Annotated in this window: 27 protein-coding genes and 1 pseudogene; 18 read left to right on the forward strand and 10 right to left on the reverse strand. The window is 63.1% G+C overall.

Annotation, left to right across the window (positions count from 1 at the left end; all coding sequences use genetic code 11):
* The first annotated feature begins 249 nt into the window (after positions 1-249).
* Complete coding sequence (locus NKI70_RS30275; protein WP_156937349.1) at positions 250-480, forward strand: hypothetical protein; 231 nt, start codon at positions 250-252, stop codon at positions 478-480.
* 75 nt (positions 481-555) lie between these two features.
* Here NKI70_RS30275 and NKI70_RS30280 read toward each other — a convergent pair whose 3' ends face one another.
* Positions 556-867, reverse strand: coding sequence for a hypothetical protein (locus NKI70_RS30280; protein ID WP_023677109.1), 312 nt, complete (start codon positions 865-867; stop codon positions 556-558).
* Positions 868-1,175: 308 nt separating this feature from the next.
* Between NKI70_RS30280 and NKI70_RS30285 the strand changes: the two genes are divergently transcribed.
* Complete coding sequence (locus NKI70_RS30285) at positions 1,176-1,340, forward strand: DUF3309 family protein (protein WP_023677107.1); 165 nt, start codon at positions 1,176-1,178, stop codon at positions 1,338-1,340.
* 262 nt (positions 1,341-1,602) lie between these two features.
* On the opposite strand, the gene NKI70_RS30290 is transcribed toward NKI70_RS30285, so the two are convergent.
* On the reverse strand, positions 1,603-1,800 hold the full coding sequence (locus tag NKI70_RS30290; protein WP_292655400.1) for a hypothetical protein: 198 nt from the start codon (positions 1,798-1,800) through the stop codon (positions 1,603-1,605).
* 558 nt (positions 1,801-2,358) lie between these two features.
* On the opposite strand from NKI70_RS30290, the gene NKI70_RS30295 reads away from it, so the two are divergent.
* Entirely contained in the window at positions 2,359-3,033 is a 675-nt protein-coding gene (locus NKI70_RS30295; RefSeq protein ID WP_502894902.1) for a Crp/Fnr family transcriptional regulator, read from the forward strand.
* A 169-nt stretch (positions 3,034-3,202) separates the two neighbouring features.
* Positions 3,203-3,730, forward strand: coding sequence for a YciE/YciF ferroxidase family protein (locus tag NKI70_RS30300; protein ID WP_352571875.1), 528 nt, complete (start codon positions 3,203-3,205; stop codon positions 3,728-3,730).
* 136 nt (positions 3,731-3,866) lie between these two features.
* Here the strand turns inward: NKI70_RS30300 and NKI70_RS30305 are convergent, their stop codons facing one another.
* Complete coding sequence (locus NKI70_RS30305; RefSeq protein WP_352697341.1) at positions 3,867-4,865, reverse strand: ATP-dependent DNA ligase; 999 nt, start codon at positions 4,863-4,865, stop codon at positions 3,867-3,869.
* 30 nt (positions 4,866-4,895) lie between these two features.
* Positions 4,896-5,063 carry a hypothetical protein gene (locus NKI70_RS30310; protein ID WP_023677102.1) on the reverse strand — a complete coding sequence of 56 codons (168 nt, stop codon included), beginning with the start codon at positions 5,061-5,063 and terminating at the stop codon, positions 4,896-4,898.
* A 225-nt stretch (positions 5,064-5,288) separates the two neighbouring features.
* Between NKI70_RS30310 and NKI70_RS30315 the strand changes: the two genes are divergently transcribed.
* Together NKI70_RS30315 and NKI70_RS30320 are read left to right on the forward strand one after the other, a co-directional pair.
* Positions 5,289-5,993, forward strand: coding sequence for an MgtC/SapB family protein (locus NKI70_RS30315; RefSeq protein ID WP_352577685.1), 705 nt, complete (start codon positions 5,289-5,291; stop codon positions 5,991-5,993).
* 202 nt (positions 5,994-6,195) lie between these two features.
* The gene (locus NKI70_RS30320) at positions 6,196-7,458 is read left to right on the forward strand and encodes a DUF763 domain-containing protein (protein ID WP_352697339.1); all 1,263 of its coding nucleotides are present in this window, start codon (positions 6,196-6,198) and stop codon (positions 7,456-7,458) included.
* A 10-nt stretch (positions 7,459-7,468) separates the two neighbouring features.
* Here the strand turns inward: NKI70_RS30320 and NKI70_RS30325 are convergent, their stop codons facing one another.
* From NKI70_RS30325 to NKI70_RS30350, 6 genes and pseudogenes are all read right to left on the reverse strand, one after another.
* Complete coding sequence (locus tag NKI70_RS30325) at positions 7,469-7,912, reverse strand: PPC domain-containing DNA-binding protein (protein WP_352637306.1); 444 nt, start codon at positions 7,910-7,912, stop codon at positions 7,469-7,471.
* 24 nt (positions 7,913-7,936) lie between these two features.
* On the reverse strand, positions 7,937-8,089 hold the full coding sequence (locus tag NKI70_RS30330) for a peptide ABC transporter permease (protein ID WP_352457805.1): 153 nt from the start codon (positions 8,087-8,089) through the stop codon (positions 7,937-7,939).
* Between the two features lie 201 nt (positions 8,090-8,290).
* Positions 8,291-9,999: pseudogene (locus NKI70_RS30335) on the reverse strand (HAD family hydrolase).
* A gap of 4 nt (positions 10,000-10,003) precedes the next feature.
* Positions 10,004-10,975 (reverse strand): SDR family oxidoreductase, encoded by a 972-nt coding sequence (locus NKI70_RS30340; protein ID WP_023677096.1) that lies wholly within the window; start codon positions 10,973-10,975, stop codon positions 10,004-10,006.
* A 62-nt stretch (positions 10,976-11,037) separates the two neighbouring features.
* On the reverse strand, positions 11,038-12,135 hold the full coding sequence (locus tag NKI70_RS30345; RefSeq protein WP_352588836.1) for an FAD-dependent oxidoreductase: 1,098 nt from the start codon (positions 12,133-12,135) through the stop codon (positions 11,038-11,040).
* A gap of 9 nt (positions 12,136-12,144) precedes the next feature.
* Positions 12,145-12,420, reverse strand: a complete 276-nt coding sequence (locus NKI70_RS30350; RefSeq protein ID WP_051406139.1) for a hypothetical protein — start codon at positions 12,418-12,420, stop codon at positions 12,145-12,147.
* A 261-nt stretch (positions 12,421-12,681) separates the two neighbouring features.
* On the opposite strand from NKI70_RS30350, the gene NKI70_RS30355 reads away from it, so the two are divergent.
* Genes NKI70_RS30355 through NKI70_RS30410 form a run of 12 tightly spaced genes read left to right on the forward strand, consistent with a single transcriptional unit; the run spans position 12,682 to position 24,556 of the window.
* Entirely contained in the window at positions 12,682-13,338 is a 657-nt protein-coding gene (locus NKI70_RS30355; protein ID WP_502897371.1) for a cytochrome c3 family protein, read from the forward strand.
* Positions 13,322-16,312, forward strand: coding sequence for a TAT-variant-translocated molybdopterin oxidoreductase (locus NKI70_RS30360; RefSeq protein WP_352697333.1), 2,991 nt, complete (start codon positions 13,322-13,324; stop codon positions 16,310-16,312). The genes NKI70_RS30355 and NKI70_RS30360 overlap by 17 nt, the downstream gene beginning before the upstream one ends.
* Positions 16,305-17,672, forward strand: coding sequence for an NrfD/PsrC family molybdoenzyme membrane anchor subunit (nrfD, locus tag NKI70_RS30365; RefSeq protein ID WP_023677090.1), 1,368 nt, complete (start codon positions 16,305-16,307; stop codon positions 17,670-17,672). The genes NKI70_RS30360 and nrfD overlap by 8 nt, the downstream gene beginning before the upstream one ends.
* Complete coding sequence (locus NKI70_RS30370) at positions 17,669-18,196, forward strand: DUF3341 domain-containing protein (RefSeq protein ID WP_023677089.1); 528 nt, start codon at positions 17,669-17,671, stop codon at positions 18,194-18,196. The genes nrfD and NKI70_RS30370 overlap by 4 nt, the downstream gene beginning before the upstream one ends.
* A gap of 2 nt (positions 18,197-18,198) precedes the next feature.
* Complete coding sequence (locus NKI70_RS30375) at positions 18,199-18,732, forward strand: c-type cytochrome (protein ID WP_023677088.1); 534 nt, start codon at positions 18,199-18,201, stop codon at positions 18,730-18,732.
* Positions 18,729-19,877 carry a hypothetical protein gene (locus NKI70_RS30380; protein ID WP_352697329.1) on the forward strand — a complete coding sequence of 383 codons (1,149 nt, stop codon included), beginning with the start codon at positions 18,729-18,731 and terminating at the stop codon, positions 19,875-19,877. The genes NKI70_RS30375 and NKI70_RS30380 overlap by 4 nt, the downstream gene beginning before the upstream one ends.
* Positions 19,870-20,322, forward strand: a complete 453-nt coding sequence (locus NKI70_RS30385) for a hypothetical protein (RefSeq protein ID WP_352577677.1) — start codon at positions 19,870-19,872, stop codon at positions 20,320-20,322. The genes NKI70_RS30380 and NKI70_RS30385 overlap by 8 nt, the downstream gene beginning before the upstream one ends.
* On the forward strand, positions 20,319-21,068 hold the full coding sequence (locus tag NKI70_RS30390; RefSeq protein WP_352577676.1) for an SCO family protein: 750 nt from the start codon (positions 20,319-20,321) through the stop codon (positions 21,066-21,068). The genes NKI70_RS30385 and NKI70_RS30390 overlap by 4 nt, the downstream gene beginning before the upstream one ends.
* The gene (gene coxB / locus NKI70_RS30395; protein ID WP_352697327.1) at positions 21,065-22,036 is read left to right on the forward strand and encodes a cytochrome c oxidase subunit II; all 972 of its coding nucleotides are present in this window, start codon (positions 21,065-21,067) and stop codon (positions 22,034-22,036) included. The genes NKI70_RS30390 and coxB overlap by 4 nt, the downstream gene beginning before the upstream one ends.
* A complete protein-coding gene (gene ctaD / locus NKI70_RS30400; RefSeq protein ID WP_023677083.1) occupies positions 22,033-23,670 on the forward strand; it encodes a cytochrome c oxidase subunit I in 1,638 nt (545 codons plus the stop codon). Before coxB ends, ctaD begins: the two co-directional genes overlap by 4 nt.
* A complete protein-coding gene (locus tag NKI70_RS30405; protein WP_352577674.1) occupies positions 23,667-24,305 on the forward strand; it encodes a cytochrome c oxidase subunit 3 in 639 nt (212 codons plus the stop codon). The genes ctaD and NKI70_RS30405 overlap by 4 nt, the downstream gene beginning before the upstream one ends.
* Positions 24,302-24,556, forward strand: coding sequence for a cytochrome C oxidase subunit IV family protein (locus tag NKI70_RS30410; protein WP_023677081.1), 255 nt, complete (start codon positions 24,302-24,304; stop codon positions 24,554-24,556). Before NKI70_RS30405 ends, NKI70_RS30410 begins: the two co-directional genes overlap by 4 nt.
* The last annotated feature ends 32 nt before the right edge of the window (positions 24,557-24,588 follow it).

Raw genomic sequence — 24,588 nt, forward strand, 5'->3', positions numbered from 1 at the left:
CGGGGGTTCCCCCCGGTGTTTCTCCCCCCCCCCGGCCGGCCACCCCCCACATGGGGGGGGGGGTGGGGGGGGGGGCGCCCCCCCCCCCCCCCACCACGCCAGACAATGGTTTGGAAACGCAAAACAAAAGACGCCGGCTGCGTCCTGCAAAGTGCAACGCAAGCCACGAGATCGTACGGAATCGTACAAGCTCTTTCGCTTTGCGGCAGTCTTGCTATCGTTGGCTGGGAGAGATGGGTGGAGGCTTCCGTGGGGCAGATCAAGTCGCCGCTAGGAATCGGTATTGACACCGACGCTGCCGTTCATACCATCATGGCCGACTATCATTCCGGCGACATTCTCTCGACCACCGTCGTCATAGCCGATTTGCGCAAACGCTTTCCCTGGTTCCGGCAAACCGACGAGGAGCTGGTTGGCTTCATCGTTCGGGCGCTGGACGGTCGGGATATCGCGGTCAGCTTCGACCACCGCGGCCGCTAGGCTGATTTTACGGCAAAACCAGCCGGCCGCGGAGCTTAAGCTCCGCGGCCTCGTCAGGCTGTGATGACCGGGCGCTTACTTGCCGCAGTGGTTGTCGTTCACCGTCGGCGCCATCGTGCCCGGAGCCTTGCCGGTCGCATCGGGCAGAGCCCCTTGCGGGCCCGGCGGGCAATTCCGGTCGGCATTCGAATTCGTCGTTGAGAAATCGCGAATGCTATTGGTGATGGTCGAATCCGTGCCGGTGTCAGGGCCGCCATTATCCGGGACTACGATCGTCCGCCCGCTACCGTCGGCAGCGGCTCCGGAAGGGTCGCCGACGTTCTGCGCCATCGCTGACGTAGCCAGACCGATCGTAAGCGCCGAAGCTGCGAGAATTTTCGTGAGCATGATGCTTCTCCTTTTTACGAGGGTCGTCGCGTTGCGACTACGAAAACAACCGTTCGGGCGAGCGAAGGTTCCGACAAATTTCCTATGAATTCAGCATGTTCTCAGGTGTTCAAGGTGGCCGCCATGCCATTCTCCGCGGGCACGCATCTGTGGACTTTTCTAACGGCACAGCCCGGCATTTTGCTCGCCGCATGAGCGTACGCCTTACCGTTCCGCCGGAACAGGAATGCTTCTTGCGAGTTCATACCTTTGTACAATGCGACGCGCTGATGCGAATGGCGGCAGCGCAAACAAGGAGAGCAGACATCATGGGCCTTGGAACCATTCTCATCATAATCTTGGTCCTTGCCTTGCTTGGCGGCTTCAGCGGCTTGGGCGGCGGACCGTTCTATGGCACCGGCTATTACGGTGGTGGCGGCCTCGGCCTGGTGCTGCTTATCGTCATTATCCTGGTCCTGCTTGGGCGCATTTGATGCACGTCGCGCAAAAGTGTGCAGCGGTTTTGTGATAGCGACATGCATAAAACAGGAACCTAAAGCGCGCATCGCATGAGGCCAGTCGAACGCGACGCGCCTTAGTGTCACGCTCGCGACAAAAACGCCTGCCGCTTGGTAACAAGCGCCGGGCGTTTTGGAGACAAGATTTCCATGATCCTTGGCCAACCAGGATCCCTGGCTAAAAAGGGCGACCCGGTGCCGAACCTTTCGGCACCGAGGACACCACCATAGCAGCAGCTTAGTGTTGGCGATCGGCGGCCAGCGCTTCTTTCAGATCGGCGCTGAGCACGCCTTCGTTGAACAGCGACATGATACGGGCGGCCAACCGCTCGCGGACAGGACTGTCGTCCGCAACACCCAACTCGCGGCAGCAGTCGTCGAGCGCTTTTTTCAGCACGCTCAGTTCGGCTGGAGTTGCTGCACCTTGCATCGACATGCCATCCTCCCTTGAAAAAGGGCGAAAGCGCGAAGCGTCTTTCAAGCGTCCACTCGCCATGTCTGTGTGGACGACTCCAATTCAATTAGCGCCGCTCTCGTCCAAACTCAATGTACGGAAATTACCAAACAGACAGTTTGGGAACGACTGCCTTGCACCTGCATTGTTGCTGCGATCCAACCCACCCCTCATTTGGATCATTGGGCGTAGCCCACGACGCCCGAATGGAGCCCGTTGCATCCCTCGCGACGGGCTCTTTCGCGTCCGGTGACCTCAATTGTCGTTTTCGTACCAAACCGTCTTTGGTACGTTTCCAACTCTAACTTTCAGTCGGATGTTTTCGTAGGCAAGCGGCAGGAGAAACTGTCGTGCATCGATTCATTTTTTTATTTAGTAGGCTCCATACCTTTCAGTGCCTATATGAGCGTTATCGTCCGCAGGTTATACCGGGCGCGGACGGCTGGGAGATAAAAAAGCTCTTGCCCTGTTTTGGGGCTAGCTATGTCTGATCCAGCAATTTCCAATAGAAATCGATACAGAAACAAGCTGTTGCGCCGGATGAGCGCCGGCGATTTCGCATCTCTCGAGCCGCACATCGAGCGCTGTTCACTGGAGTTACGGCAATCGCTCGAAGTGTCCGGATCCCCGATCGAGGCCATTTATTTCCTCGAGGACGGCATCGGTTCGGTGGTTGCGAAAATGCCGAACGGCAGCGATGCGGAAGTTGGCCTTGTCGGCTTGGAAGGTATGACCGGCTCGGCCCTGATAATGGGCGACGACCGTACGGTCCATGATTGCTATGTGCAGCTGGCGGGAGAAGCCGCCAGGATCGACGCCGAGCCGTTCAAGGCGGCGCTGACGCAAAGCCCGACGCTGCGGCTGTTCTTGCTGCGCTACGTGCAATATCTGCATGTCCAGACCGGCTATACGGCGCTGGTCAACGCGCGATCGAAACTTGAAGACCGGCTGGCGCGCTGGCTGCTCATGTGTGACGATCGGGTGGACGGCGGCCGGCTGACGATCACTCACGAATTCCTGTCGATCATGCTTGGCGTAAGGCGTCCGGGTGTCACGGTCGCGCTGCAGCTGCTCGAGGGGCGAGGGCTCATCCGGTCCCGCCGCGGCGAAATTATCATTCGCGATCGCGATGGTCTCGTCGCACTGGCGGATGGCGGCTACGGCCTGGCCGAGGCCGAATATACCCGCCTGGTCGAGCATATCGGCGAGCGCTGACGGCGCTTTCCTGGCCGATTGCTGCCGCAGGTCGAGGCCCCTTGCGACACTACACGGCGGGTCGGAAAAATTTTCAAGGCTCCCGGACCGTCAGGGAACTTGTTTCCCGTCGGAGGGTTATGGGACGCCTCTACTTTGCGAGGCGGCACCAACCATTCGGGAGAGGATCATGGCGACCACGAAAAAGGCCGCGAAGGCGGCAAGCAAGGGCCTTGAGGATCTGTTCCTCGACGGGCTCAAAGACCTCTACTACGCCGAGAAGAAGATACTGAGAGCGCTGCCTAAAATGGCCAAGGGCGCGGAGTCGGAAGAAGTGACCGCCGCCTTCGAGAAACACCGCATGGAAACCGAAGGACATGTCGACCGCCTGGAGGAGGTGTTCGAGAAGTTCGGCAAGCCGGCCCGTGGCAAGACCTGCCCGGCGATTGACGGCATCATCGAAGAGGGCTCGGAAGTGCTCGAGGAGTATAACGGTGCTCCCGCGCTCGACGCCGGGCTTGTCGGCGCGGCGCAGGCCGTCGAACATTACGAGATCGCTCGCTACGGCACTTTGATCGCGTGGGCGGAAGAACTCGGCAAGAGCGACGTTGTCGAGCTGCTCAGGGCAACTCTCAAGGAAGAGGTCGCGACCGACGAAGCGCTTTCCAAGCTCGGCGAAAGCGGTGTCAACGAACGCGCAATGCAAGAAGCCGCTTGATTTCAAAACCGCAACCGAGCCTCGGAAATGGTTGCCAAGGCTCGGTTGGCCGCGGTGAACCGGTGAATTCTGCATTGGTCTGTCATGAACGGTAGAGCGGGCAGCTAGAGCCTTGAAGCGGTGCATCGCTGCGGGCTTACTCGATCTGATCGAACGTGCATTGCCGGGGCTCTTTGTCCGGCCGCCAGCGCAACAGCTTGGTTCCGTGCCGGAACCGGTCGCCTGTCACATGGTCGAAACGAACCTCGACCACCAGTTCAGGCTTTATCGGCTCCCATTGTCCGCTGCGCTCCGTGCTCCAGCGGCTTGGCCCGCCCGGCGCCTTGCCGGTGAAACCCGGTTTGGCCCGCAGTTTTTCCAGCCGCCTGGTCAGCGTCGCGCGGTCGTCCTTGCCGATGGTCGAGGTGAACCCGACATGGTCCAGCCTGCCTTCGTTGTTGTAGAGGCCGAGCAGCAGGGATCCGACTTCGTTGCTGCCGGCGAGATAGCGAAAGCCGCCGACCACACAATCCGCAGTGCGCAGCCGCTTGACCTTGACCATGGCGCGCTCGCCGGGCCGGTATGGCCCGGCGATCAGTTTTGCAACGACACCGTCGGTCGAGCCATGGCCGGAGCCCTGCAGCCAGCGCTCGGCGGCAGCGGCATCGTGCGTGCATTTGGACAGGCGCAGTTCGGGCCGTGCCGCCGACGCGACAAAGGCCTCGATCGCCCGTCTCCTGGCGCTGAGCGGTTGTTCGATGATGACCTTGCCGCCGGGTTCGGCCAGCACATCGAACAGGACAAGCATGGCGGGCGTCTCGAGGCTCAATTTGCGGATCCTGCTTTCGGCGGGATGGAGGCGCATTTGCAGGGCCTCGAATGAAGTCGATCCGTCGACCTCGATGATGATCTCGCCGTCGACCACAAACTGTCGCGACCTCAAATCGCGCAGCACCGCGACCAGTTCGGGAAAATAGCGGCCAAGCGGCTTGCCCGATTTTGCACGCAGATCGACGGCATCGTCGCCCTTGAACACGAGGCAGCGAAACCCGTCCCATTTCGGTTCGTACTGCCAAAGCCCGTCGCCGCCAGGAATTGCGTCGGCGGCTTTGGCTTCCATCGGACGAAGGTCGAGCGGCAACGGAAATGCGGTCATGGCTGGTCCGCGCCGCCGCTGAGGCATTCGCTACCGCCGTCGGCCATTCCCCTGCGCCCCGCTTTCCCGCCTCGGCACCTTGCGGCCGGTTTGGTCGGGTGAAGGCGACCGCGGATCGACCTCGTCGGACCCACCGATCTCCTTGGTGATGCGATAGGCCAGATAAGCGACGGCTCCGGCAAGCAGCAAGCGGACCATGACTGCAAATCCTTCGTTGGCGTGAACCCACCAACCCGCAGGCCGAAGGTTTTGTTCCGCCGCGGCCATCGCCGGGGCGAATCGTCGGCGGCGCAACCAAAATCCAAGCGCATCGTTTGTTGCTTATCGACGAAAAGAATTTGCGATGAAGACGCTCTTGCCCTTGTTCGCTTTGACCCTGGCGCTATTCCTGGCCAGCAGCGCTTGGCCTGACGGGTGACCGCGATGCTCCTCGTTGTTCCGGTCTGGCAGGACATCGCGGCACGACTGCTTCTGACCGCGCTCGCCGGCCTGTTGATAGGCCTCAACCGCGAGGCGCGCGGGCACGCGGCGGGGCTACGCACCACCGTGCTGGTCGGATTGGCCGCCGCCATCACAATGATCCAGGCCAGTATTCTGCTCGAGACCGTTGGCAAGCACCCGGATTCGTTTGCATCGATGGACGTCTTGCGCTTTCCGCTGGGCGTGTTGACCGGCGTCGGCTTTATCGGCGGTGGCGCCATTCTTCGCCGCGGCAATCTTGTCAGCGGCGTCACCACGGCGGCCACATTGTGGGTGATGACGGCGATCGGATTGGCTTTCGGTGGTGGCCAATACGGCTTGGGCGCTGCCGGCACGGCGCTGACGCTGGCCACCTTGCTGGTCCTGAAATGGGTGGACCTTCGAATGTCGCGCGAACACCATGCCCAGTTGGCACTGACGTGGAAGGCCGCGGCTCGACAGGAGATCGATGCGCTCATCGGGCCGCTTGGCTACCAGGCACGCCTCGTCGCAATAGAGAGGCGCCCAGATCTCAAGGACCCTGTGTTCTCGTTCGAGATCAGTTGGAGGCGGCCCGACACTGGCGCACCGCCAATGGATCTGCTGGCATCGGTGGGCGAGCATTGCGAGATTCAAAAGTTTGATCTCCTCAGCGAGCCTGCCCGCTAGAGCGGTTCATCGTTTCACGGAAACGCCGAAACGCTCTATCTCTTTGTTTCTGCGCAATCCCGGACGGAAAACCGTTTCACACTTTTCCTGGAATTGCTCTAGCGGCTCGCAACGATCGCGGCCTGGAATCAGGCCATCGCTTCTTCGCGGCGCTTTCGATACCTATCTGTGGAGGCAGGACTCAAGGAGCAAGCAAAAGAGCGTGGCACAGCGATCGGGAAGTGCTGATCTTCCACTTCACGGCGGACGCGTGCCGAAATGGCTCGGCGACCGCATGACGCGGCTTGGCGCGGTCATGTGCGAGGCGATCATCCACCATTACGGCCGCGATGAGTTGCTGCGCCGGCTGGCGCATCCGTTCTGGTTCCAGTCCTTTGGCGCCGTAATGGGGATGGACTGGCACTCTTCCGGCATCACCACCAGCGTCGTCGGAGCGTTGAAGCGCGGTCTGTCGCCGATTTCCGGCGAACTCGGCATCCACGTTTGCGGCGGCCGCGGCGCGCATTCGCGCAAGACCCCGCACGAGCTTGCCCTGATCGGCGAGCGTGTCGGCCTCGACGGGCAAGGCCTCGCGACTGCCAGCCGGCTTGTCGCCAAGGTGGACAGCGCCGCGGTCCAGGACGGTTTCGATCTCTATCTGCACGGCTTTATCGTCACCGACGACGGCAAGTGGGTGGTGGTGCAGCAGGGCATGAACGGCGACAGCAAGGTGGCGCGCCGCTATCACTGGCTGTCCGAAGGCCTGAAGAGCTTTGTCGACCAGCCGCATGCTGCCATCGAGGGCGCCAACCAGGGCGAGATCGTCAACCTGACCGACCGGCGCGCTGAAGCGTCGCGCCAGGGACAACTGGACCTTCTGCACGACCTTGGACCGGATCGCATCGTGAGGGAGCTTGCCGCTTTGGAGCGGGGTTCGGCGCCAGCGCCGGAGCCGGCACAAAAGCTGCTGCCGCATCTGGTGATGCCGGCGCACCACGATGTGCGCGAAAGCGACGTCGTCATGCGCCGCCTGCACGGCAACATCGCGGCGGCGGCCGAGCGCGGCCCGACAGATTTCGCCGGGCTTCTCCTGGTGCCCAATGTCGGCGCGCGCACGGTGCGGGCGCTGGCGCTGGTCGCCGAAGTCGTGCATGGCGCGCCGTGCCGTTTTTCCGATCCAGGCCGTTTCTCGCTGGCGCATGGCGGTAAGGACAGGCACCCGTTCCCCGTGCCGCTGAAGGTCTATGACGAGACGATCGGCGTGCTGAAGTCGGCTGTCCAGAAGGCCAGGCTCGGCCGTGACGAAGAGATCGGCGCGTTGCGGCGGCTGGACGACCAGTCGAGGCAGGTCGAGCGCTATGTCACCGGCCCAAGCCTGAAGGAAATCGTCGCCGGGGAGTTCGAGCAATCGCATCTGCTCGGCGGCCGCAGCGTCTTCGGTTGGGAGGTCGTACCCGAAACGGCCGCAGTCAAATCAACGAAGTGATCGGCTCGGATCAAGCCTCCAAGTCGATCAGGGCGACGCCGAGTTCGGGACGGTGCCTGCGGCGCAGATGGCCAGGCGTCTCCACCAATGTGACCTCGAGCGTCGGCCGCACGATGCCGTCCAGCAGATGACCGCCCCTCGTGGTGCCGTCACTCAATCCAAGGACTGCGTGGACGTGCAGGCTGGGCTTGCCGTCGTCGCCGATAGCAACATCGCCGATCGCGCTCAGCACTTCGCACTGTTCCCGGACGGGGATTTTCCGGTAGGTCCTTTCTCCAGGGTCGAACCAGCCGACGGTTGCGCTTTCGAAAGCGCCGAGCGCGGTCAGCGACGCGCCGCCGACGCCACGGTCGACTGCAAATGACGTCAGCTGCGCAAACGCCTCTTCGCCGGGATCAAGCACAACGACGAACGTTCTCTGTCCGGCGCTTTCGGCAACAAGCTGTGATTTCATGATTTCGCTCCAGCCGTCAGGAATTCAAATCCACCACACCAGCAATGCCAGCAAGACGAGACCCACTAGGCCGGCGATGAAAATGATCCGGCGCGCCCGCGTCCGCAGGATGATCTCGCCCTGCCGCGCCTGTTCCGCTGAAAAGACAGGACCATCCTTGTCCCGGTCGTTGCTCATCCATCGTCTCCTTTCGAGCAATTATTCAGCATTGAATAGATCTGGCGCCCGATAGAACACAATTTCGTTTGGCGGATGAGGTTCCACGATGGACCATCGACGGTTGGAACTGACTGGGACTCGGCCGTCTGCCGAGGTGGGACGGAGATCGACCACGAGGTGAACCCAGCCGGCTTGGGACCGGCTGGGCGCCGTTTGCATCTATTCCTTCGGCGCGGTCGCGGGCGCGGTATAGCGGCGGCGCACCGCGTCCAGGACGTGCTTGCGGCTCTCCTGCGCCGAAAGTGTGCCGTCTTTCTCCGCTTCGGCGGTTTCGCGCGCCAGTTCCTTGTCCCTGATCTGGTGGCGAAACCATTCGGAATAGTCGCCGGCGCGCAAATGATGTTCCCAGGTCCTGTCGTCGATGCCCTCGGCGATCTGGGCGAAAATCATCAGATTATGGGCGCGGAGGTTCATCGCATTGTCGGGGCCGCGGAAATAGAAGCTGCCCTTCTCGTCCAGCTGGCCCTCGGCATATTTGCGGCTGTGCCGCTTGAGCGACTGTCGCGGTTCGATCGGCTCGACCATGGCAGGTTTCTTGCGCGCCTGCGGCCGCCAGAACAGCACGCGCTCGTCTTTTGGAGAGTTCAGGTCCTTGTCCTTTGGCGGTTCGGTGCCGGTCTCGTGACAGAACGTCTTGATGACCTTTTTCGCCTTGGGGCCGAGTGCGATGACGGCGGTGACCAGGCCTCGGTTGAGATCGCGTCCGGATGAACCGTGATCAGGATCGTGCCCGGCAATTCCATGGCCAGCACCATTGGCGTGTCGTCGCGCCGCTTCGGCAAGAGGTGATGCGCCTCGTCGATGATCAGCCAGTGTGGTCGTGCCGTGCGGAAGCGAACACCGCCAAGGCCCGGCAGCAGGTCGGCAAAGAAGTCCGGCCGCTCGTTAACGCGCAGCGCCAGGCCATTGACGACCAGATTGTTGTCCGGCTTCTCCAGGAGATCGAGCAACTGCGTCTTCGTCGGCGCGTTCGAGCCGTCGCCCAGCCGGACGGCGCCTTCGAGACCGTCATAGTCGCCTTCCGGATCGAAGATGCAGAACTGGAACTTTCTCTCGACGAAGCGCTCCGTCAGTGCAGTCGCCAGGGTCGATTTGCCGATGCCGGAGCTGCCGGCGATCAGCACCGTATCGGTTGGCGACAGATACACCTCCTTGCCATCCTCCGAGCCAAGCAGAATGCCGTCGCGGTTCGGCACAAGCTCGCGATCGCGCTCGACCACCTTGGCGATCAGTTCCTCGACGCCTTTTCCGCGCGCGCCGCGTGTCACGAGATCCGCCGTATCCTTGACTGCCGGCAGTGCGTTGTCGACGGCCACGCTGAAGCCGCAGGCGCGCAGGAAGGCGTGGTCGTTTTCGGCGTCGCCGACACCGACGACGTTGTGCGGCGACAATCTGAGGTCCTGAAGCGCGGCTGTCAGCCCGGTCGCCTTGTTGATGCCGCTGGGCAGGATCATCACCGCGCCCTTGTTGAAGATGATTTCCAGCTCCAGCCCCAATTTCTTGATGACCTCGAGCGCGGTAGCCTGATGCGGTTCCCAGGTTGCGACGATCGAGCGTCCGACCGAAAGCGGTTTGACACCGCGTTTCCTGAGTTTGGCGATGAACTCGGGGGCGGGCGGCGGGGATATCGTCCGCTCCTCCTCGCTGGCCGGCGTGTAGATCAGCGCCCCGTTTTCCGCGACCACCTTGTCGAAGATCGCGACTTCGGGAAAGACGCGTTTCAGGTCGGGCAGCTCGCGCCCGGTGACGAGAATGAGTTTGCGGCCGCTCTTCTTGAAGCGTTCAAGCGCCGCAAGCGTCTTCTCGGCAACGACCCCTTCATGCGCCAGCGTGCCGTCATAGTCAGTGGCCAGGGCAATGAAATACATGCCGTCAGTAGCCGCCCACGATCGGCAATATCTCGCCGGTGATGTAGCTCGAGCAGTGTGGCGAGGCGAGGAACACGTAGGCCGGCGCGATCTCCTCCGGCTGGGCCGGCCGTTTCATCGGCGTATCGGCGCCAAATTTCGAAACATCGCCGGCTTCCTTGTCCGAGGGGTTGAGCGGCGTCCAAACCGGGCCTGGCGCCACGGCGTTGACCCTTATGCCCTTGTCGACAAGGTTGCCTGAGAGCGCGCGGGTGAAGGCATGAATGCCGCCCTTGGTCATGGAGTAATCGACCAGTTGCTTCGAGCCCTCGATGCCGGTCACTGAACCGGTATTGATGATCGCCGAACCGGGTTTCATGTGCGGCACGGCCTCCTGCGCCATGTGGAAATAGCCGTAGAGGTTGGTCTTCAGCGTCGTGTCGAAATGCTCCTCGGTCAGCTCGCTGAAATCGCTGGAGTGGATCTGGAAAGCGGCGTTGTTGACCAGCACGTCGATCCGCCCAAACTCCTGCACGATCTCAGCCACCGCGTTGTGGCAGTGGTTGCGTTCGCTGACGTCGGCCTTGATCAGGATGCAGCGCCGGCCTTCCGCTTCGACGGCCCTTTTGGTATCTTTGGCGTCCCTATCCTCCGAGAGATAGACGATCGCCACATCGGCGCCTTCACGCGCATAGAGCACGGCCACCGCACGGCCGATGCCTGAATCGCCGCCGGTAATGACGGCCACTTTGCCGTCGAGCTTTTTCGATCCGATATAAAATGGCGCATCGTAAAGCGGCGCCGGCTCGATCGCCCATTCATGGCCCGGCTTCGGCTGGTGCTGCTCGGGGAAGGGCGGCTCCGGATATTTGCGGGCGCCGGCCTGCATGGCGCCTTTTTGCTTGCCATTGGATTTGGACTTGTCCTTCTCGTCGATACGGCGCTGGATATGCCGCTGCTTGGCGGCCTCGCCGGCGATTTCCGATTTTATCTGCATGGTCATCTCCCTGGCTTGAAACCCAACAACGCATGTCCAGCGAAAAGGTTGATGCGACCACGTCATTCCTTGAGCCCGGCGACACGCTCCAGCAGCGGCCGTTGCAGCAGCGGCAGATGGCCGACGACGCTGAAGGCCGCGTTCCTGACGCCTTGCATGATGCCGTTGTCCGATTGGGCCAGCGAGAGGATGCGCTCGCTGAGCGTGATCCACCGTTGCCCCACCGGGTGGCGTTCGCTTGTGTAGCCGGCAAGCGTGCCGTCGACGAAACGCCTGGCGAATGACGCGGCGTCCTCGATGCCGAGATTCATGCCGCGCGCGCCCAACGGCGAATTCACATGCGCGGCATCGCCTCCCAGGAAGACGCATGCGGTTTGATAACGCGGCGCCTGTCGTACCGGAATATGGAAGCGGTCGGTCCCCAACAACCGCGTGATCCGGTAATTGCCGGGGATGCGGGCCAGCGCATCCTCGGTGTTGGAGACCGCGCGATGGCGCTTCTCGCCGATCGGGATGATGAAACCGACGTCGCCGTTCCTGTGAAGAAATGCGTGGGCGGCCATCGGCTCATAGGGCCAATCGTCGATGTCGGCGTCGGCAATGCTCCATTGCCGCCGATGCGTGTAGCCATCGAAGCCGATGCTCATGGCATCACGCACCGTGCTTTGCGCACCGTCGGCTCCGAAGATAAGGTCGAAACTTGCCTCGTCACGGCCGTCTGGCGCCTCGATCCGCACCTCGGCCCGACCTTTGTGCTCGGCCATGCCGACAAATGTGCTTCGCCATTCGACGTCGATGCCAAATCCCTTGAGCGTATCGGTCATCAGCGATTCGGTGTCGCGCTGCGGCAGCGACAGCAGAAAATTATGGCGGTGCGGCAGGATCGAGAAATCGATCTCGCCGAGCGCTCGTCCTTCGAAGTAGAAACGGGCTCGGCGAATTTTCAATCCTTCGGCGAGCAATCGGGCAGCGACTTTGGACGGTTCAAGGATGTCGAGGCTGTGCGAACTGATGCCGACCGCCTTGGCGAGCGGCGTCGGGCCTTCCTTGCGGTCGATGATGCGAGGTGCAATGCCGCGCCTTGCCAGTTCGACTGCCGCCGTCAGCCCGGTCGGGCCGGCGCCGACGATCAGGATGGAAGCGTCCCGCGAAGCCGTCATCGTCTGGCGTCAGCTTTTAGGCAATGCGTAGGCAATGACGTCGGCAATGACGTCGTCGCCGATCCTGGTCTCCATGAAATGGTGTCCGCCGGGTGCAAGTGTCGCCAGCCAGGTCAGGACATAAAGCCATACACCGGCGGCATTGCCGGCAAGCAGCAGGCTGCCGGCGGCCAGCAGGGCGATCCCGGCGGGCAGATAGTACCAGGATCCGCCCAGCGCGATCAGCCAGGCACCGCCCCCTCCGATCGGCAGGCCGAGGATCGTCAGCAGCGCGCCGACGAACATCGTCCACCAGAAGGCAACGCCGGACCGGCGGCGAATGGGATGGGGTGGGGGATGGTCATGATGCTTATCCGGGTGAAACAGAACGTGACCTCATCCGAACGTATGGAGGGTTCGATGGTTTCCGGTCACCCCGACCTGATGGGCCAGGGCGGGGTAACCATTCTGTGATCTCCGCTGCTCCAGCCGGAACTTACCCACGCAGCCTTAGTTAGGCACTTTGGGGGGTGAATACGGTTTGCTGGATGCGAAATCGGCGAGGGGATGCCGCAGGTCTTTTCAAGGAGTGCCAACGGCATTTCACGCTTCGCTCTGTGGGGCGCGTGTTTCATGGCGATCTTTGCGGCTCTCGGCGGTACCGCCGTCTTGCGTTCGGACTTCGTCACCGGCGTTGGCCGGCCGTTGGCGCAACCAGTGCCGTTCAGCCACAGGCACCATGTCGGCGAGCTCGGCCTCGATTGCCGTTATTGCCATAGCGGCGCCGAGACTTCGTCATCGGCGGGTCTGCCGGCGACCGAGGTGTGCATGACCTGCCATTCGCAGCTGTTCACCAACGTGGACATGCTGGCGCCGATACGGGCAAGCCTTGCTTCCGGGCAGCCATTGCAGTGGCAGCGGGTGAACAGTGTCCCCGACTTCGTCTATTTCAATCATTCGATCCATATCGCTAAAGGCGTCGCCTGCGAGACGTGCCATGGCGAGGTCGACGACATGCCGCTGATGCGGCGGGCGCACGCACTATCGATGGAATGGTGCCTGGCATGCCATCGCGATCCCGAGCCTAATTTGCGTCCGCCGGAGGACGTGTTCCTGATGCACTGGAAGCCACCGGCCGGCATCGCCGAAATCCGCCGGTCACTCATCAGCCTTCTCGATATCCACCCCGAGACCATGACCGACTGTTATGTCTGCCACCGCTGACAAACCGATCGCGGCTCCAGACATGGCCGGCCTGCGCGAACGGCTTTCGCCCGGCCCGGAGCTGTGGCGAAGCCTCGACGAGCTCGCCGATACGCCGGAATTCCGCCGCTTCGTCGATGCCGAATTTCCCTCGATCGCCGAGCGCCGCATCCCGCGGCTCGACCGGCGCACGCTGCTGAAGCTGATGGGTGCATCGCTGACGCTGGCCGGGCTTGCCGCCTGCAGCCGGGCCGAAGACATCCTGCCTTATATCCGCCAGCCGGAAAACATCGTTCCCGGCAAGCCGCTTTATTACGCGACCACGCTTTCGAGCGATGGCTACGGTATCGGTGCGGTGGTCGAAAGCCATGAGGGCCGGCCGACCAAGGTGGAAGGCAATCCCGACCATCCGGCCTCGCGCGGTGCGACGGACGCCATCATGCAGGCGGCGGTGCTGTCGCTTTTCGACCCCGATCGCTCGCGCATGCCGCTGAAACACGGCGAACCGGCGGCCTATGGCGACTTCCTTGCCGACATGGCCGAGCTCACCTCGCGGCTGGCCGGCTCAGGCGGTGCCGGCGCGGCGCTGCTGATCGAGGCGACGACCTCGCCCACCATGAAGGCGCAGCTCGAGGCGCTGCGCGCGCGCTACCCCAGGCTGAGGCTGTTCCAGCACGATCCCCTGGCAACGCCGTCCGGCGCCGAAGCCACGCAGACCCTTTTCGGCAGGGCGCTTGCACCGGTCTACCGGTTCGATCGCGCCGACGCGATTGTCAGTCTCGACGCGGATTTCCTGGGCGAGGGCCCCGGCCGTCTCGCTTACGCCCGTGACTTTGCCGCGCGGCGTCGCGTGCGCCGGGCGGACGATACGATGAGCCGGGTCTATGCGGTGGAATCGACGCCGACGATCACCGGCGCTGCCGCCGATCACCGCAGGCCGGTGCGGCCGAGCGAGGTCGAAGCCGTCGCCGCGGCGCTGAGCGCGGTGCTTGGCGGCGAAGCGGCGCCAAGCGCCTTGGCACTGGACCCGGCCTGGCTGGCTGCCACTGCGGACGATCTGAAGGCGGCCGGCCGCTCGGCGCTGATCGTGCCGGGCGTCCATCAAACACCGTTCGTCCATGCCGCGGCTCTTGCCATGAATGCGCGGCTTGGTGCGCTTGGCAACACCGTGGAACTGATCGAGCCGCCCGACGCGATGCCCATCGAGGGCGACCTCGCTGCACTTTGCCAGGCGATCGCCGCGCGAGATATCGACACCGTTGTCATACTCGGCGCCAATCCTCTCCACACCGCACCTGCGGGGTTCGATGTCCGCGACGTGTTTTCGCAGCTGAAGCTTCTTGTCCACTGGGGTCTCTACCGCGACGAAACCGCCTTCGCCGCACACTGGCATGTCCCTGCTGCGCATGATCTCGAAAGCTGGAGTGACCTGCGCGCCCATGACGGAACCGCGTCGATCGTGCAGCCGCTGATCAGGCCGCTTTACCAGGGGCGGGCGGTGCATGAAATCCTGGCCGTGCTTGGCGGTGAATTCGCTGTTTCTGCGCTGCCGCTCGTCCGCCGGACATGGGCACAAACGACTTGGGCGCAAGCACTGGACGATCCCGCGTGGCGAAAGGCGCTTCGCGACGGCTTTGTATCCGGAAGTGCCAGCACTCCAGTCGATGTTGCGATGCCGGCGGATTTGCGCGGCCTGAACCCGCGCGTCGAAGCGGCCAAAGGCGTCGAAATCCGTTTCGTCGCCGATCCCTGGCTGCGCGACGGACGCAATGCCAACTCGTCCTGGCTGCAGGAATTGCCGCGGCCACTGAGCAAGATCGTCTGGGGCAATGCAGCGCTGATATCGCCAGCGACGGCGGGGCGGCTTCAGGTGGAAAACGCCCGGGTCGTCAATATCGCCTCGAACGGCACGGACATCGATGCGCCGGTCTGGATCATGCCTGGCCATCCCGACGAGACCGTGACACTTGCTCTGGGCTTCGACCGGAAGCTCGGTTCGGTGGCAGCACTCGCCGACGGCCACGACGCGTACAGGCTGCGAAGCCTCGAGGCTCCCTGGATCGTCTATGGCGCCACGGTCGCGCCGCGGGACGGCAGTGCGCGGGTCATCACCACGCAACACCATCAGGCGATGGAGGGCAGGGCGATCGTTCGCCATGCCTCGCTCGAGGCCTTCCGCAAAAATCCACACTTCGTGCGCGACGGCGCCCCGCCCGCGCCAACCGGATCGCTCTATCCCGACTGGCAATACAGCCAGGAAGCCTGGGGCATGTCGATCGACCAGTCGGCATGCATCGGCTGCATGGCTTGCGTTTCTGCCTGCCAGGCGGAAAACAACATCGCCACCGTCGGGCCGGACGAGTCGGCACTCGGCCATGAGATGCATTGGCTGCGGATCGACCGCTACTACTCCGGCCCGCTCGACGATCCCGACGTCTTTTTCCAGCCGGTGCCTTGCATGCATTGCGAGAAGGCGCCGTGCGAGGTCGTCTGTCCGGTCAACGCCACCACCCACACCCATGACGGGCTGAACGCGCAGGTCTACAACCGCTGCATCGGCACGCGCTACTGCTCGCAGAACTGCCCCTACAAGGTGCGGCGCTTCAACTTCCTGGACTTCCAGGAATTCGACAAGGATGCGGCCGGACCGGAACAGGCCGCGCACAATCCAGACGTCAGCGTCCGTTCGCGCGGTGTGATGGAAAAATGCACCTACTGCGTCCAGCGCATTTCCGAAAAACGCATCAAGGCGCAGATCGAAAACCGCCACATCGCCGACGGCGAAGTGGTGACCGCCTGTCAGCAGGCCTGCCCGACACAGGCGATCGTTTTCGGGGACCTCAACAGCAAGGGCGCCGCTGTCGTGCAGGAAAAAGCAGCGCCGCAACACTACGCCTTGCTCGAGGACCTCAACACGCGACCCCGCACCACCTATCTCGGCAAGATCAGGAATATCAACGGCCGTCTCTCGCCAGGCGGGAAAGCCGATGGCTGAGGCTATTGCTGGGAAACCGGGCGCACTGCCCGTTCTGCGCGGCCGGCACGACCTTCCGGAGATCAGCGGCCGTATCAGTGCGATCGTCCTCGACGGCAGGCTGCCGCGCTATTTCTGGACCGCGTTTTTCGCCTGCTTCGTCTTCGTCCTCATCTTTCTCTATTCGATTACCTATCTGATCTCGGTCGGCGTTGGCGCCTATGGCGTCAACATTCCGGTTGTCTGGGGCACGATGATTGGCAATTTCGTCTGGTGGATTGGCATCGGCCATGCCGGCACGCTGATCTCGGCGGTGCTTCTGCTTCTGCGCCAACCATGGCGCGCCTCGATCAACCGCTTTGCCGAGGCGATGACGCTGTTTGCCGTGGCAATGGCGGGGCTTTTCCCGATCCTGCATCTCGGCCGCCCGTGGTTCTTCTACTGGCTGCTGCCGCTACCCAACACGCATATGCATTGGCCGCAATGGCGCAGCCCACTGGTCTGGGATTTCGCGGCGATCGCCACCTATGCCAGCGTTTCGCTGATGTTCTGGTATATGGGCCTGCTGCCCGATCTCGCCGTCCTGCGCGACCGGGCGAAATCGCGCCCGGCGCAGCTGTTCTACGGGATACTGGCGCTCGGCTGGCGCGGTTCGGCCTTTCATTGGGCGCGCTACCAGACGGTCTATTTCCTGATGGCGGCACTGGCCACGCCGCTGGTCGTCTCGGTGCATTCGATCGTCTCGCTCGACTTCACCTTCGCCATCACGCCGGGCTTCCATTCGACTATCTTTCCTCCCTATTTCGTTGCCGGCGCGCTGCTGTCCGGCTTCGCCATGGTGCTTACCATCGCCATCCCGCTGCGCTGGGCGTTTTCGGTCCAGGATCTGATCACGCTGCGGCACATGGACAATGCCGCCAAGCTGATGATCGCCGCCGGCATGATCGTCATCTACGGCTATGCCTCCGAGGCTTTCTTCGCCTGGTATTCGGGCGAAACCTATGAGCGCACGATGATGTGGCAGCGCGCCTTCGGACCCTATGCGCCGCTGTTCTGGACCATGCTCGCCTGCAACGGCGCTGTTTTGCAATTGCTCTGGTTCCGGCGGGTGCGCCTCAACATGCCAGTGCTGTTCGCCATTGCCCTGATCATCAATGTCGGCATGTGGATCGAGCGCTACGTCATCGTCGTCACCGGGCCAAGCCGCGATTACCTGCCGTCGTCCTGGGGCGAACAATCACTGAGATGGCTCGACTTCGGCATCCTGTTCGGCTCGATCGGCACCTTCTTCGCATTGGTCTTCCTGTTCATCCGCGTCCTGCCGGCCATCACCATTTTCGAGGTCGAGGAGCTGGCCGGGGAGAGGGGCGGCGCAAGATGAGCCTTTACGGCGTCATTGCGGCTTTCGCCGATCCCGAAGCGCTGACCGAGGCGGTCCGCACCATGCGGGCGCGCGGCTACCGGCGCATGGACGCGTTCTCGCCGTTCCATGTGCATGGGCTGGCCGACATGCTCGGCATGCGCAAGACGCGCTTGCCATGGACCATCCTTGGCGGCGCCATCGTCGGCGCGGTGTTTGTCTATGGCCTGATCCTCTATTCGGTCGAGATCGATTTTCCGCTCAATGTCGGCGGCCGGCCGCTGCATTCCTGGCCGGCCTTTCTCGTCATCGCCTTCGAGGCCGCGATACTTGGCGCTGCGCTGGCCGCATTCTTCGGCATGCTGGCCGCCAATCGCCTGCCCGAATATTACCACCCGGTCTTCAACGCCACGAGCTTCACCTATGCGCGCGGCGGCAAGTTCTATCTGCTCGTCGAGGCCGCCGATCCGAAGTTCCGCAAGGGCGTGACCAAGGGCCAGCTGACACGGCTCGGCGCCGAAACCGTCGAGGAGGTGGAGGCGTGAACATGCGCACGATCCTGCTGTCGGCAGCCTTGCTGGTCGCCGGCTGCCGGCAGGACATGGAGGACCAGCCGCGCTACGATCCGCTCGAAAGCAGCAACCAGTTCGCCGACGGCATGTCGGCGCGGGCGCCGGTCGAGGACACGGTCGCACGCGATGCCGATCTTTCGCCGGTACCCGACACTTTTCCCTATCCGGTCACGATGATGCTGCTGCGGCGAGGCCAGCAACGCTTCGACATCTTCTGTTCGCCTTGCCACGGCCGCGCCGGCGACGGCCACGGCATGATCGTCGAGCGGGGCTTTCCGGCGCCGCCGACCTATCACCAGCACGCGTTGCGCAAGGCGAGCGACAGGCATTTCTACGACGTCATCAGCAACGGCTATGGCGCCATGTATTCCTACGCGGCGCGTGTCCCGCCTGCCGACCGCTGGGCGATCGTCGCCTATATCCGCGCCCTGCAATATTCGCGCGATGCACCAATTGCCGAGCTGCCGGAAAGCCTCCGTGCCGAGCTCAATGCGGAGCCGGATCGATGATGCGGGCGATGATGCGGCTTGCCACCGAACGTTTGATTTTGCCGGCGCTTGCCGTGGCCGCCGTCGGACTTGTGCTTTGCGCCACGGGATTGGCCTTCGACTTCAGAGCCATGTTGGCCGGCTGGCTGCCTGCGGCGCTCTTCCTGCTCGGCCTGCCGCTCGGCGCGCTGACCATCCTGATGGTGCATGGGCTGACCGGCGGCCGCTGGGGCGAGGCAATCCGCCAGCCGCTGCGCGCTCTCGTCGCGACGCTGCCGCTGGCGCTGCTTCTGCTGCTGCCGGTTCTGCTCAGGCTCGACCTGGTCTTTCCCTGGGCGAGTGCCGACGCGGCTGCATTGCCCGAGACGGTGCGCCAGAAATTCTCTTATCTGAACGTTCCGTTCTTTTTGCTGCGCTTTGCCGCCTGCGCCGCGATCTGGCTGGTGCTGGCGTGGCGCGTGCTTGACTGGACAACGACCGATAGCGGTCGTGGCAGCGCCGGCCGCGGCAAGGCCTATGCCGCTGGATTGATTGCGCATGGGCTGGCTGTGACGATTTTTGCCATCGACTGGATGCTCTCGCTGGAGCCGGAGTTCTCCTCGACCATCTATGCGTTGCTGGAAGCGTCGGCCGAAGTCGTCGGCGCTTACGCCCTGGCGATGACGGTACTGTGTGTTAACCGCTCGATCGAGGTCATGGCGGGCGGCGAGGAGGATGTCGCGCTCAGCGAGGATTTGGCCAACATGCTGTTCGGCTTCGTGCTGCTGTGGACCTACCTGTCGTTCATGCAATGGCTGGTGACCTGGGGCGGCGACCTGCCAAACGAGATCCGTTGGTACCTCATCCGCAGCAGCAATGGCTGGCAGTATCTGCTCTGGCTGCTGATTGCGCTGCAATTCGCGGTCCCCTTTGCCGGGCTGCTCAGCCGGGATCTGAAGCGCAGCCATGCCGGCCTGCTGTCGATCTGCGGCATCGTGCTGGCTGGCCACTACGTCGATGTCCTTTGGCGGATCAGACCGCCGTTGGCGGACGGCAATGTGATCGCATTCTGGTACGATCTTGCCGCGCTGGCAGGAGCTGGCGGCCTCTGGCTTGCGCTGCTGCTTTTCGTGCTTGGCCGGCCGGACCGGATCGCCCTCTGGTGCCGGAGGCCGGTCCATGGCTAGGGCAGCCCGCCATCCCGAAACGCGCGACGTCTGGCCGGGCGCGCTGCTTGCCTTCGCGGCCGGCCTGCTGCTGCTCCTGGCCGCAACAGTCATCGTCCTCGGGCTCGTCTTCGACACCAGGCCGTTCGGGCCGCTGCCGGGGCCATCATCGGTCGGCAACCGGGCCAGTCCAGCCTTGCAGCGCTTTCCAGAAGACGACCTCGCTGCCTTCCGCAAGGCGGAGGAGCAGGAGCTGAACAAGGTCGGCTGGGTCGACCGCACCGCCGGCATTGCCCGCATTCCGATCGAGGACGCCATGTGGGCGATCGTCAGCCATGGTTTGCCGAACTGGGGGCAGCCGGCGCCGGCCGCCGGCGCCGACTGCCGATTGGTCGAGGCCGAGATACCACGCGCGCCACAGGCCGCTCGCTGCCGGACCGCGCCAGCCCAGGGAGGCCGGCCGTGAAGGCCTGGCTAACCGCTTTTTCCCTTCTCGCGGCACTGCCGGCCATGGCCTTCGCACGCCCGGCCTTCGATCCCGAGATCGGCGCGCAGCTCAGCCTCAACCGGGTGTTTCGCGATGCGTCCGGCGAGCAGCGCACGATCGGCCAAATGCTTGCCGGCCGGCCGGCGCTGCTGATTTTCGGCTACGACAAATGCCCGAACCTTTGTGGTGTGACCCAACAGGCGGTCGCCTCGGATTTGAAAAAGACCTCGCTCGACCCCGACACCTATCGCGCTTTGTTCGTCTCGATCGATGCCGCCGACACGCCCGAAGATGCGGGCGATGCGCAAGCCACGGTCGCCGCGGCGGCCGACGCGAGGAACCTGTCGGCGTGGCGGTTCCTGACCAGTGCCGACGGCGCCGGCGGCGCCCTTGCCGCGGAAGCCGGCATCAGTTTCGACACCCGCGCCCGGATCGACCAATTCGCCCATCCGATCGCGGTCATCGCGCTGACGCCAAAAGGCCGGATAGCGCAGGTGCTGCCGGCGCTGAGCTTCACGCCGCGCGATCTTGAGCTTGCCCTTGTCGAGGCATCTTCCGGCAGGCTCGGCTCGATCGCCGATCATGTCTTCCTGCTCTGCGCCGGCTTCGATGCGTCCAAGGGGCGATATACGCCGGCGATCTGGGCTGCGTTGAAGCTCGCCAGCATCGTGATGGTGGTGGGGTTGGCGACGGCCATACTGCTGGCGCGCGGGAGGCGGGCGTGAGCTTCGGCATCCGGTTTTTCCCGCAGGAAGCCTCGTCCATCGCAGGCAGCGTCGATGCCTTGTTCTACACATTGCTGGCTTTCGCAGTCGCGCTCGGCCTGTTCCTGACCGTTCTCGTTGTCGGCTACGCCGTCAAATATCGTATCGGCTCCGCAGCCGACCGTACAGGGGCGCGTGCCCGCAGCCTGCCGCTGGAGATGGCGTGGACCATTGCCAGCCTGGTGATGGCCTTCATCTTCTTCGGCTGGGGCGCAGTCCTTTTTGTCCGGCGCGACCGTCCGCCACCGGACGCCGTCGAGATCGCCGGCCTCGGCAAGCAATGGATGTGGGAATTCCGCCATCCCGGCGGCCAGCGCGAGATCAACGAGCTGCACGTGCCGGTCGGCAAGGCGGTGGTGGTGTCGCTGGCATCACAGGACGTCATCCACTCCTTCTACGTGCCAGCCTTTCGGGTCAAGCAGGATGCCGTTCCCGGACGCACGGCCAATGTCTGGTTCATCGCCACGCAGCCGGGGCGTTATCACCTGTTCTGCGCCGAATATTGCGGCACGCAGCATTCCGAGATGGGCGGCTGGGTGACGGTGGTGGCGCCGGAGCAATATGCATCATGGCTCGGCAGTCAAGGTGAAGGCGAAAGCCTTGCCACGAGCGGCGGGAAACTGTTCCGCGCGCTCGGCTGCTCCGGCTGTCACGGCAATTCCAGCAAAGTGCGGGCGCCCGGCCTCGATGGGGTTTTCCGCCAGCCGGTGGCGTTGGCCAACCGGCAGACGGTCATCGCCGACGAACGCTATCTGCGCGATTCGATCCTTGTCCCGAACAAGGAAATCGCCGCCGGCTACCAGCCGGTGATGCCGAGCTTCGACGGTCTCGTTGACGAAGCCGAACTGCAGATGCTGATGGCCTATCTCAAATCCCTATCGCTCCAATCTCCCTCGTTCCCGGCGGCAAAAAACGAGGCGCCGCAATGAGCAGCGATTTGGCGTCGGCAAGCTATCTCGCAGAAGGTGCCGGGCCGCGCTCCTGGCTGCTGACAACAGACCACAAACGGGTGGCGTGGCTCTATTTCGTCTCGCTGACGGCCTTCTTCTTCCTCGGCGGAACCTTTGCCGTGCTGATGCGCATCGAGCTTGCGACGCCGGCCGGCGACCTGGTCTCCGACGATGTCTACAACCGGCTGTTTTCGCTGCACGGCATCATCATGGTGTGGTTCTTCCTGGTGCCGTCGATCCCGGCAACGCTCGGCAATTTCCTGCTGCCGCTGATGATCGGCGCGCGCGACCTCGCCTTTCCCCGGCTCAACCTGGCAAGCTGGTACGTCTTCATGTTCGGCAGCCTGTTCGCGCTCGCCTCGGTGGTTTTGGGCGGCGTCGACACCGGCTGGACCTTCTACACGCCGCTGTCGACGCTCTATGCCAACGGGTTTGTCTCGACCGCGGCATTCGGCGTTTTCATCGTCGGCTTTTCGACGATCATGACCGGCATCAATTTCATCGTCACCGTCCACACCTTGCGAGCGCCTGGCCTCACCTGGTTCCGGCTGCCGATCTTCGTCTGGACGCTGTACGCCACCAGCCTGGTGATGGTGCTGGCGACGCCGGTGCTTGCAGCATCGCTGATCCTCATCGTGCTGGAGCGCGTCTTCGGCATCGGCATCTTCAATCCCGACCTCGGCGGCGATCCGCTGCTGTTCCAGCATCTGTTCTGGTTCTACTCGCACCCCGCCGTCTACATCATGATCCTGCCAGGCATGGGAGTGGTCTCGGAAGTGCTGCCTTGCTTTAGCCGCCGGCCGCTGTTCGGCTACAAGGCCGTCGCCCTGGCTTCGATGGCGATCGCCGTCTTCGGCTTTCTCGTCTGGGGCCACCACATGTTCGTCAGCGGGCAGTCGGCCTATGCCGGCGTGGTGTTTTCGTTCCTGTCCTTCTGCGTCGCGATCCCATCGGCGATAAAGGTCTTCAACTGGAGCCTGACGCTGCGCAAGGGCGAAATCAGCTTCGAGACGCCGATGCTTTATGCGCTGTTCTTCCTGGCATTGTTCACCTTCGGCGGGCTGGCCGGCCTTTTCCTTGCCGCGCTCGCCATCGACGTCCACGTTCACGACACCTATTTCGTCGTCGCCCATTTCCACTACATCATGGTAGGCGGCATGGTGACCGCCTACATGGCAGGGCTGCATTTCTGGTGGCCGAAACTCACCGGCCGAATGTATTCGGAGGTTTGGGGCCGTATAGCCGCGGCTGTGACCTTCATCGGCTTCAACCTGACCTTTTTTCCGCAATATGTGCTCGGCTTTCTGGGCATGCCGCGGCGCTACCATACCTATCCGCCGGAATTCGCTTTCTGGCACATCCTGTCGTCGGCTGGCGCCGTGGTGCTGGCGATTGGCTATCTGATGCCGCTCCTCTACTTGGCATGGTCGCTGTTTCGAGGCGCGCAGGCGCCGGCCAATCCGTGGCGAGCGACCGGGTTGGAATGGCAAACAAGCTCGCCGCCGCCAGCGCATAATTTCGATCGCATGCCGACCGTCACCAGACCAGCCTACGACTATCCGATGAAAGGCCTGACCGAGAAACGGTCGGACCCGGTGGAGGATCTGGTTTGAAGTCACCAACGACAAGCATCGCCTTCGACCGGCCGGCTCGCGAAACGGCAGCCGACAGCTTCGCCATGTGGGTGTTCATCGGCTCCGAGGTGATGCTGTTCGGCGCCATCCTGCTCGTCTTCATGTTTGCCCGGTTGAGTTATGGCGACGCCTTCGCCGGCGCGGCGAAGCATCTGTCGCTGCCGTTGGGCACGGCCAACACCGTCGTCCTGATCACCAGCAGTTTCGCTATGGCGCTCGCCCATATGTACACGGCCGCGCGGCGATGGCGCGCCGCTGGCTGGGCATTGGCTGCGACGGCGCTGCTCGGCGTCGTCTTCCTGGCGATCAAGGCGACGGAGTACGCCAGGGAATTCAGCGAAGGGCTGGCGCCGGTGCTCGGCGCACCTTTCATCTATAAGGGCCCGGATACTGTTCATGCCGAATTCTTCTTCGGCCTCTATTTCGCGATGACGTCACTGCACGCCTTGCATCTGATTTGCGGCGTAATCGTCATCGGCGGCATCCTCGCGCTGTGGCCACGCACGATCGAGGCCAGCCGGTTCCGGCGCGTGCAGGCAATCGGCCTCTATTGGCATTTCGTCGATATCGTCTGGGTCTTCCTGTTCCCCGTCCTCTATCTGATCAACAGATGAGCGAGTTCCGCAAACTCACGCTTGCTTATATAGGGCTTTTAGCCTTGCTGGCCCTGACCGTCGGCTCGTCCTTCCTCGCGCTCGGCGGCTTCAATTCGGCACTCAATCTGGTGATCGCCGCGGCCAAGACCGCCGTCATCGCCATCCTGTTCATGCATCTGGCCAGCGACGGCGTCCTGCCGCGTCTTGCGGTCGCTGCTGCCGGGTTTTGGCTGATGATCCTGTTCGGGCTGACGCTGATCGGACAATAGGCCGAAGCGGCGCACCTCGTGATGCCTTGCCT

This window comes from Mesorhizobium sp. M0500 (assembly GCF_040321165.1).
Taxonomy (GTDB): domain Bacteria; phylum Pseudomonadota; class Alphaproteobacteria; order Rhizobiales; family Rhizobiaceae; genus Mesorhizobium.

Coding starts and splice junctions, on each gene's coding strand:
- NKI70_RS30280 (WP_023677109.1), bottom strand. CDS start 867: ATGCTCACGAAAATTCTCGCAGCTTCGGCGCTTACGATCGGTCTGGCT.
- NKI70_RS30285 (WP_023677107.1), top strand. CDS start 1,176: ATGGGCCTTGGAACCATTCTCATCATAATCTTGGTCCTTGCCTTGCTT.
- NKI70_RS30290 (WP_292655400.1), bottom strand. CDS start 1,800: ATGTCGATGCAAGGTGCAGCAACTCCAGCCGAACTGAGCGTGCTGAAA.
- NKI70_RS30295 (WP_502894902.1), top strand. CDS start 2,359: ATGAGCGCCGGCGATTTCGCATCTCTCGAGCCGCACATCGAGCGCTGT.
- NKI70_RS30300 (WP_352571875.1), top strand. CDS start 3,203: ATGGCGACCACGAAAAAGGCCGCGAAGGCGGCAAGCAAGGGCCTTGAG.
- NKI70_RS30305 (WP_352697341.1), bottom strand. CDS start 4,865: ATGACCGCATTTCCGTTGCCGCTCGACCTTCGTCCGATGGAAGCCAAA.
- NKI70_RS30310 (WP_023677102.1), bottom strand. CDS start 5,063: ATGGTCCGCTTGCTGCTTGCCGGAGCCGTCGCTTATCTGGCCTATCGC.
- NKI70_RS30315 (WP_352577685.1), top strand. CDS start 5,289: ATGCTCCTCGTTGTTCCGGTCTGGCAGGACATCGCGGCACGACTGCTT.
- NKI70_RS30325 (WP_352637306.1), bottom strand. CDS start 7,912: ATGAAATCACAGCTTGTTGCCGAAAGCGCCGGACAGAGAACGTTCGTC.
- NKI70_RS30330 (WP_352457805.1), bottom strand. CDS start 8,089: ATGAGCAACGACCGGGACAAGGATGGTCCTGTCTTTTCAGCGGAACAG.
- NKI70_RS30340 (WP_023677096.1), bottom strand. CDS start 10,975: ATGCAGATAAAATCGGAAATCGCCGGCGAGGCCGCCAAGCAGCGGCAT.
- NKI70_RS30345 (WP_352588836.1), bottom strand. CDS start 12,135: ATGACGGCTTCGCGGGACGCTTCCATCCTGATCGTCGGCGCCGGCCCG.
- NKI70_RS30350 (WP_051406139.1), bottom strand. CDS start 12,420: ATGTTCGTCGGCGCGCTGCTGACGATCCTCGGCCTGCCGATCGGAGGG.
- NKI70_RS30355 (WP_502897371.1), top strand. CDS start 12,682: ATGCCGCAGGTCTTTTCAAGGAGTGCCAACGGCATTTCACGCTTCGCT.
- NKI70_RS30360 (WP_352697333.1), top strand. CDS start 13,322: ATGTCTGCCACCGCTGACAAACCGATCGCGGCTCCAGACATGGCCGGC.
- nrfD (WP_023677090.1), top strand. CDS start 16,305: ATGGCTGAGGCTATTGCTGGGAAACCGGGCGCACTGCCCGTTCTGCGC.
- NKI70_RS30370 (WP_023677089.1), top strand. CDS start 17,669: ATGAGCCTTTACGGCGTCATTGCGGCTTTCGCCGATCCCGAAGCGCTG.
- NKI70_RS30375 (WP_023677088.1), top strand. CDS start 18,199: ATGCGCACGATCCTGCTGTCGGCAGCCTTGCTGGTCGCCGGCTGCCGG.
- NKI70_RS30380 (WP_352697329.1), top strand. CDS start 18,729: ATGATGCGGGCGATGATGCGGCTTGCCACCGAACGTTTGATTTTGCCG.
- NKI70_RS30385 (WP_352577677.1), top strand. CDS start 19,870: ATGGCTAGGGCAGCCCGCCATCCCGAAACGCGCGACGTCTGGCCGGGC.
- ctaD (WP_023677083.1), top strand. CDS start 22,033: ATGAGCAGCGATTTGGCGTCGGCAAGCTATCTCGCAGAAGGTGCCGGG.
- NKI70_RS30410 (WP_023677081.1), top strand. CDS start 24,302: ATGAGCGAGTTCCGCAAACTCACGCTTGCTTATATAGGGCTTTTAGCC.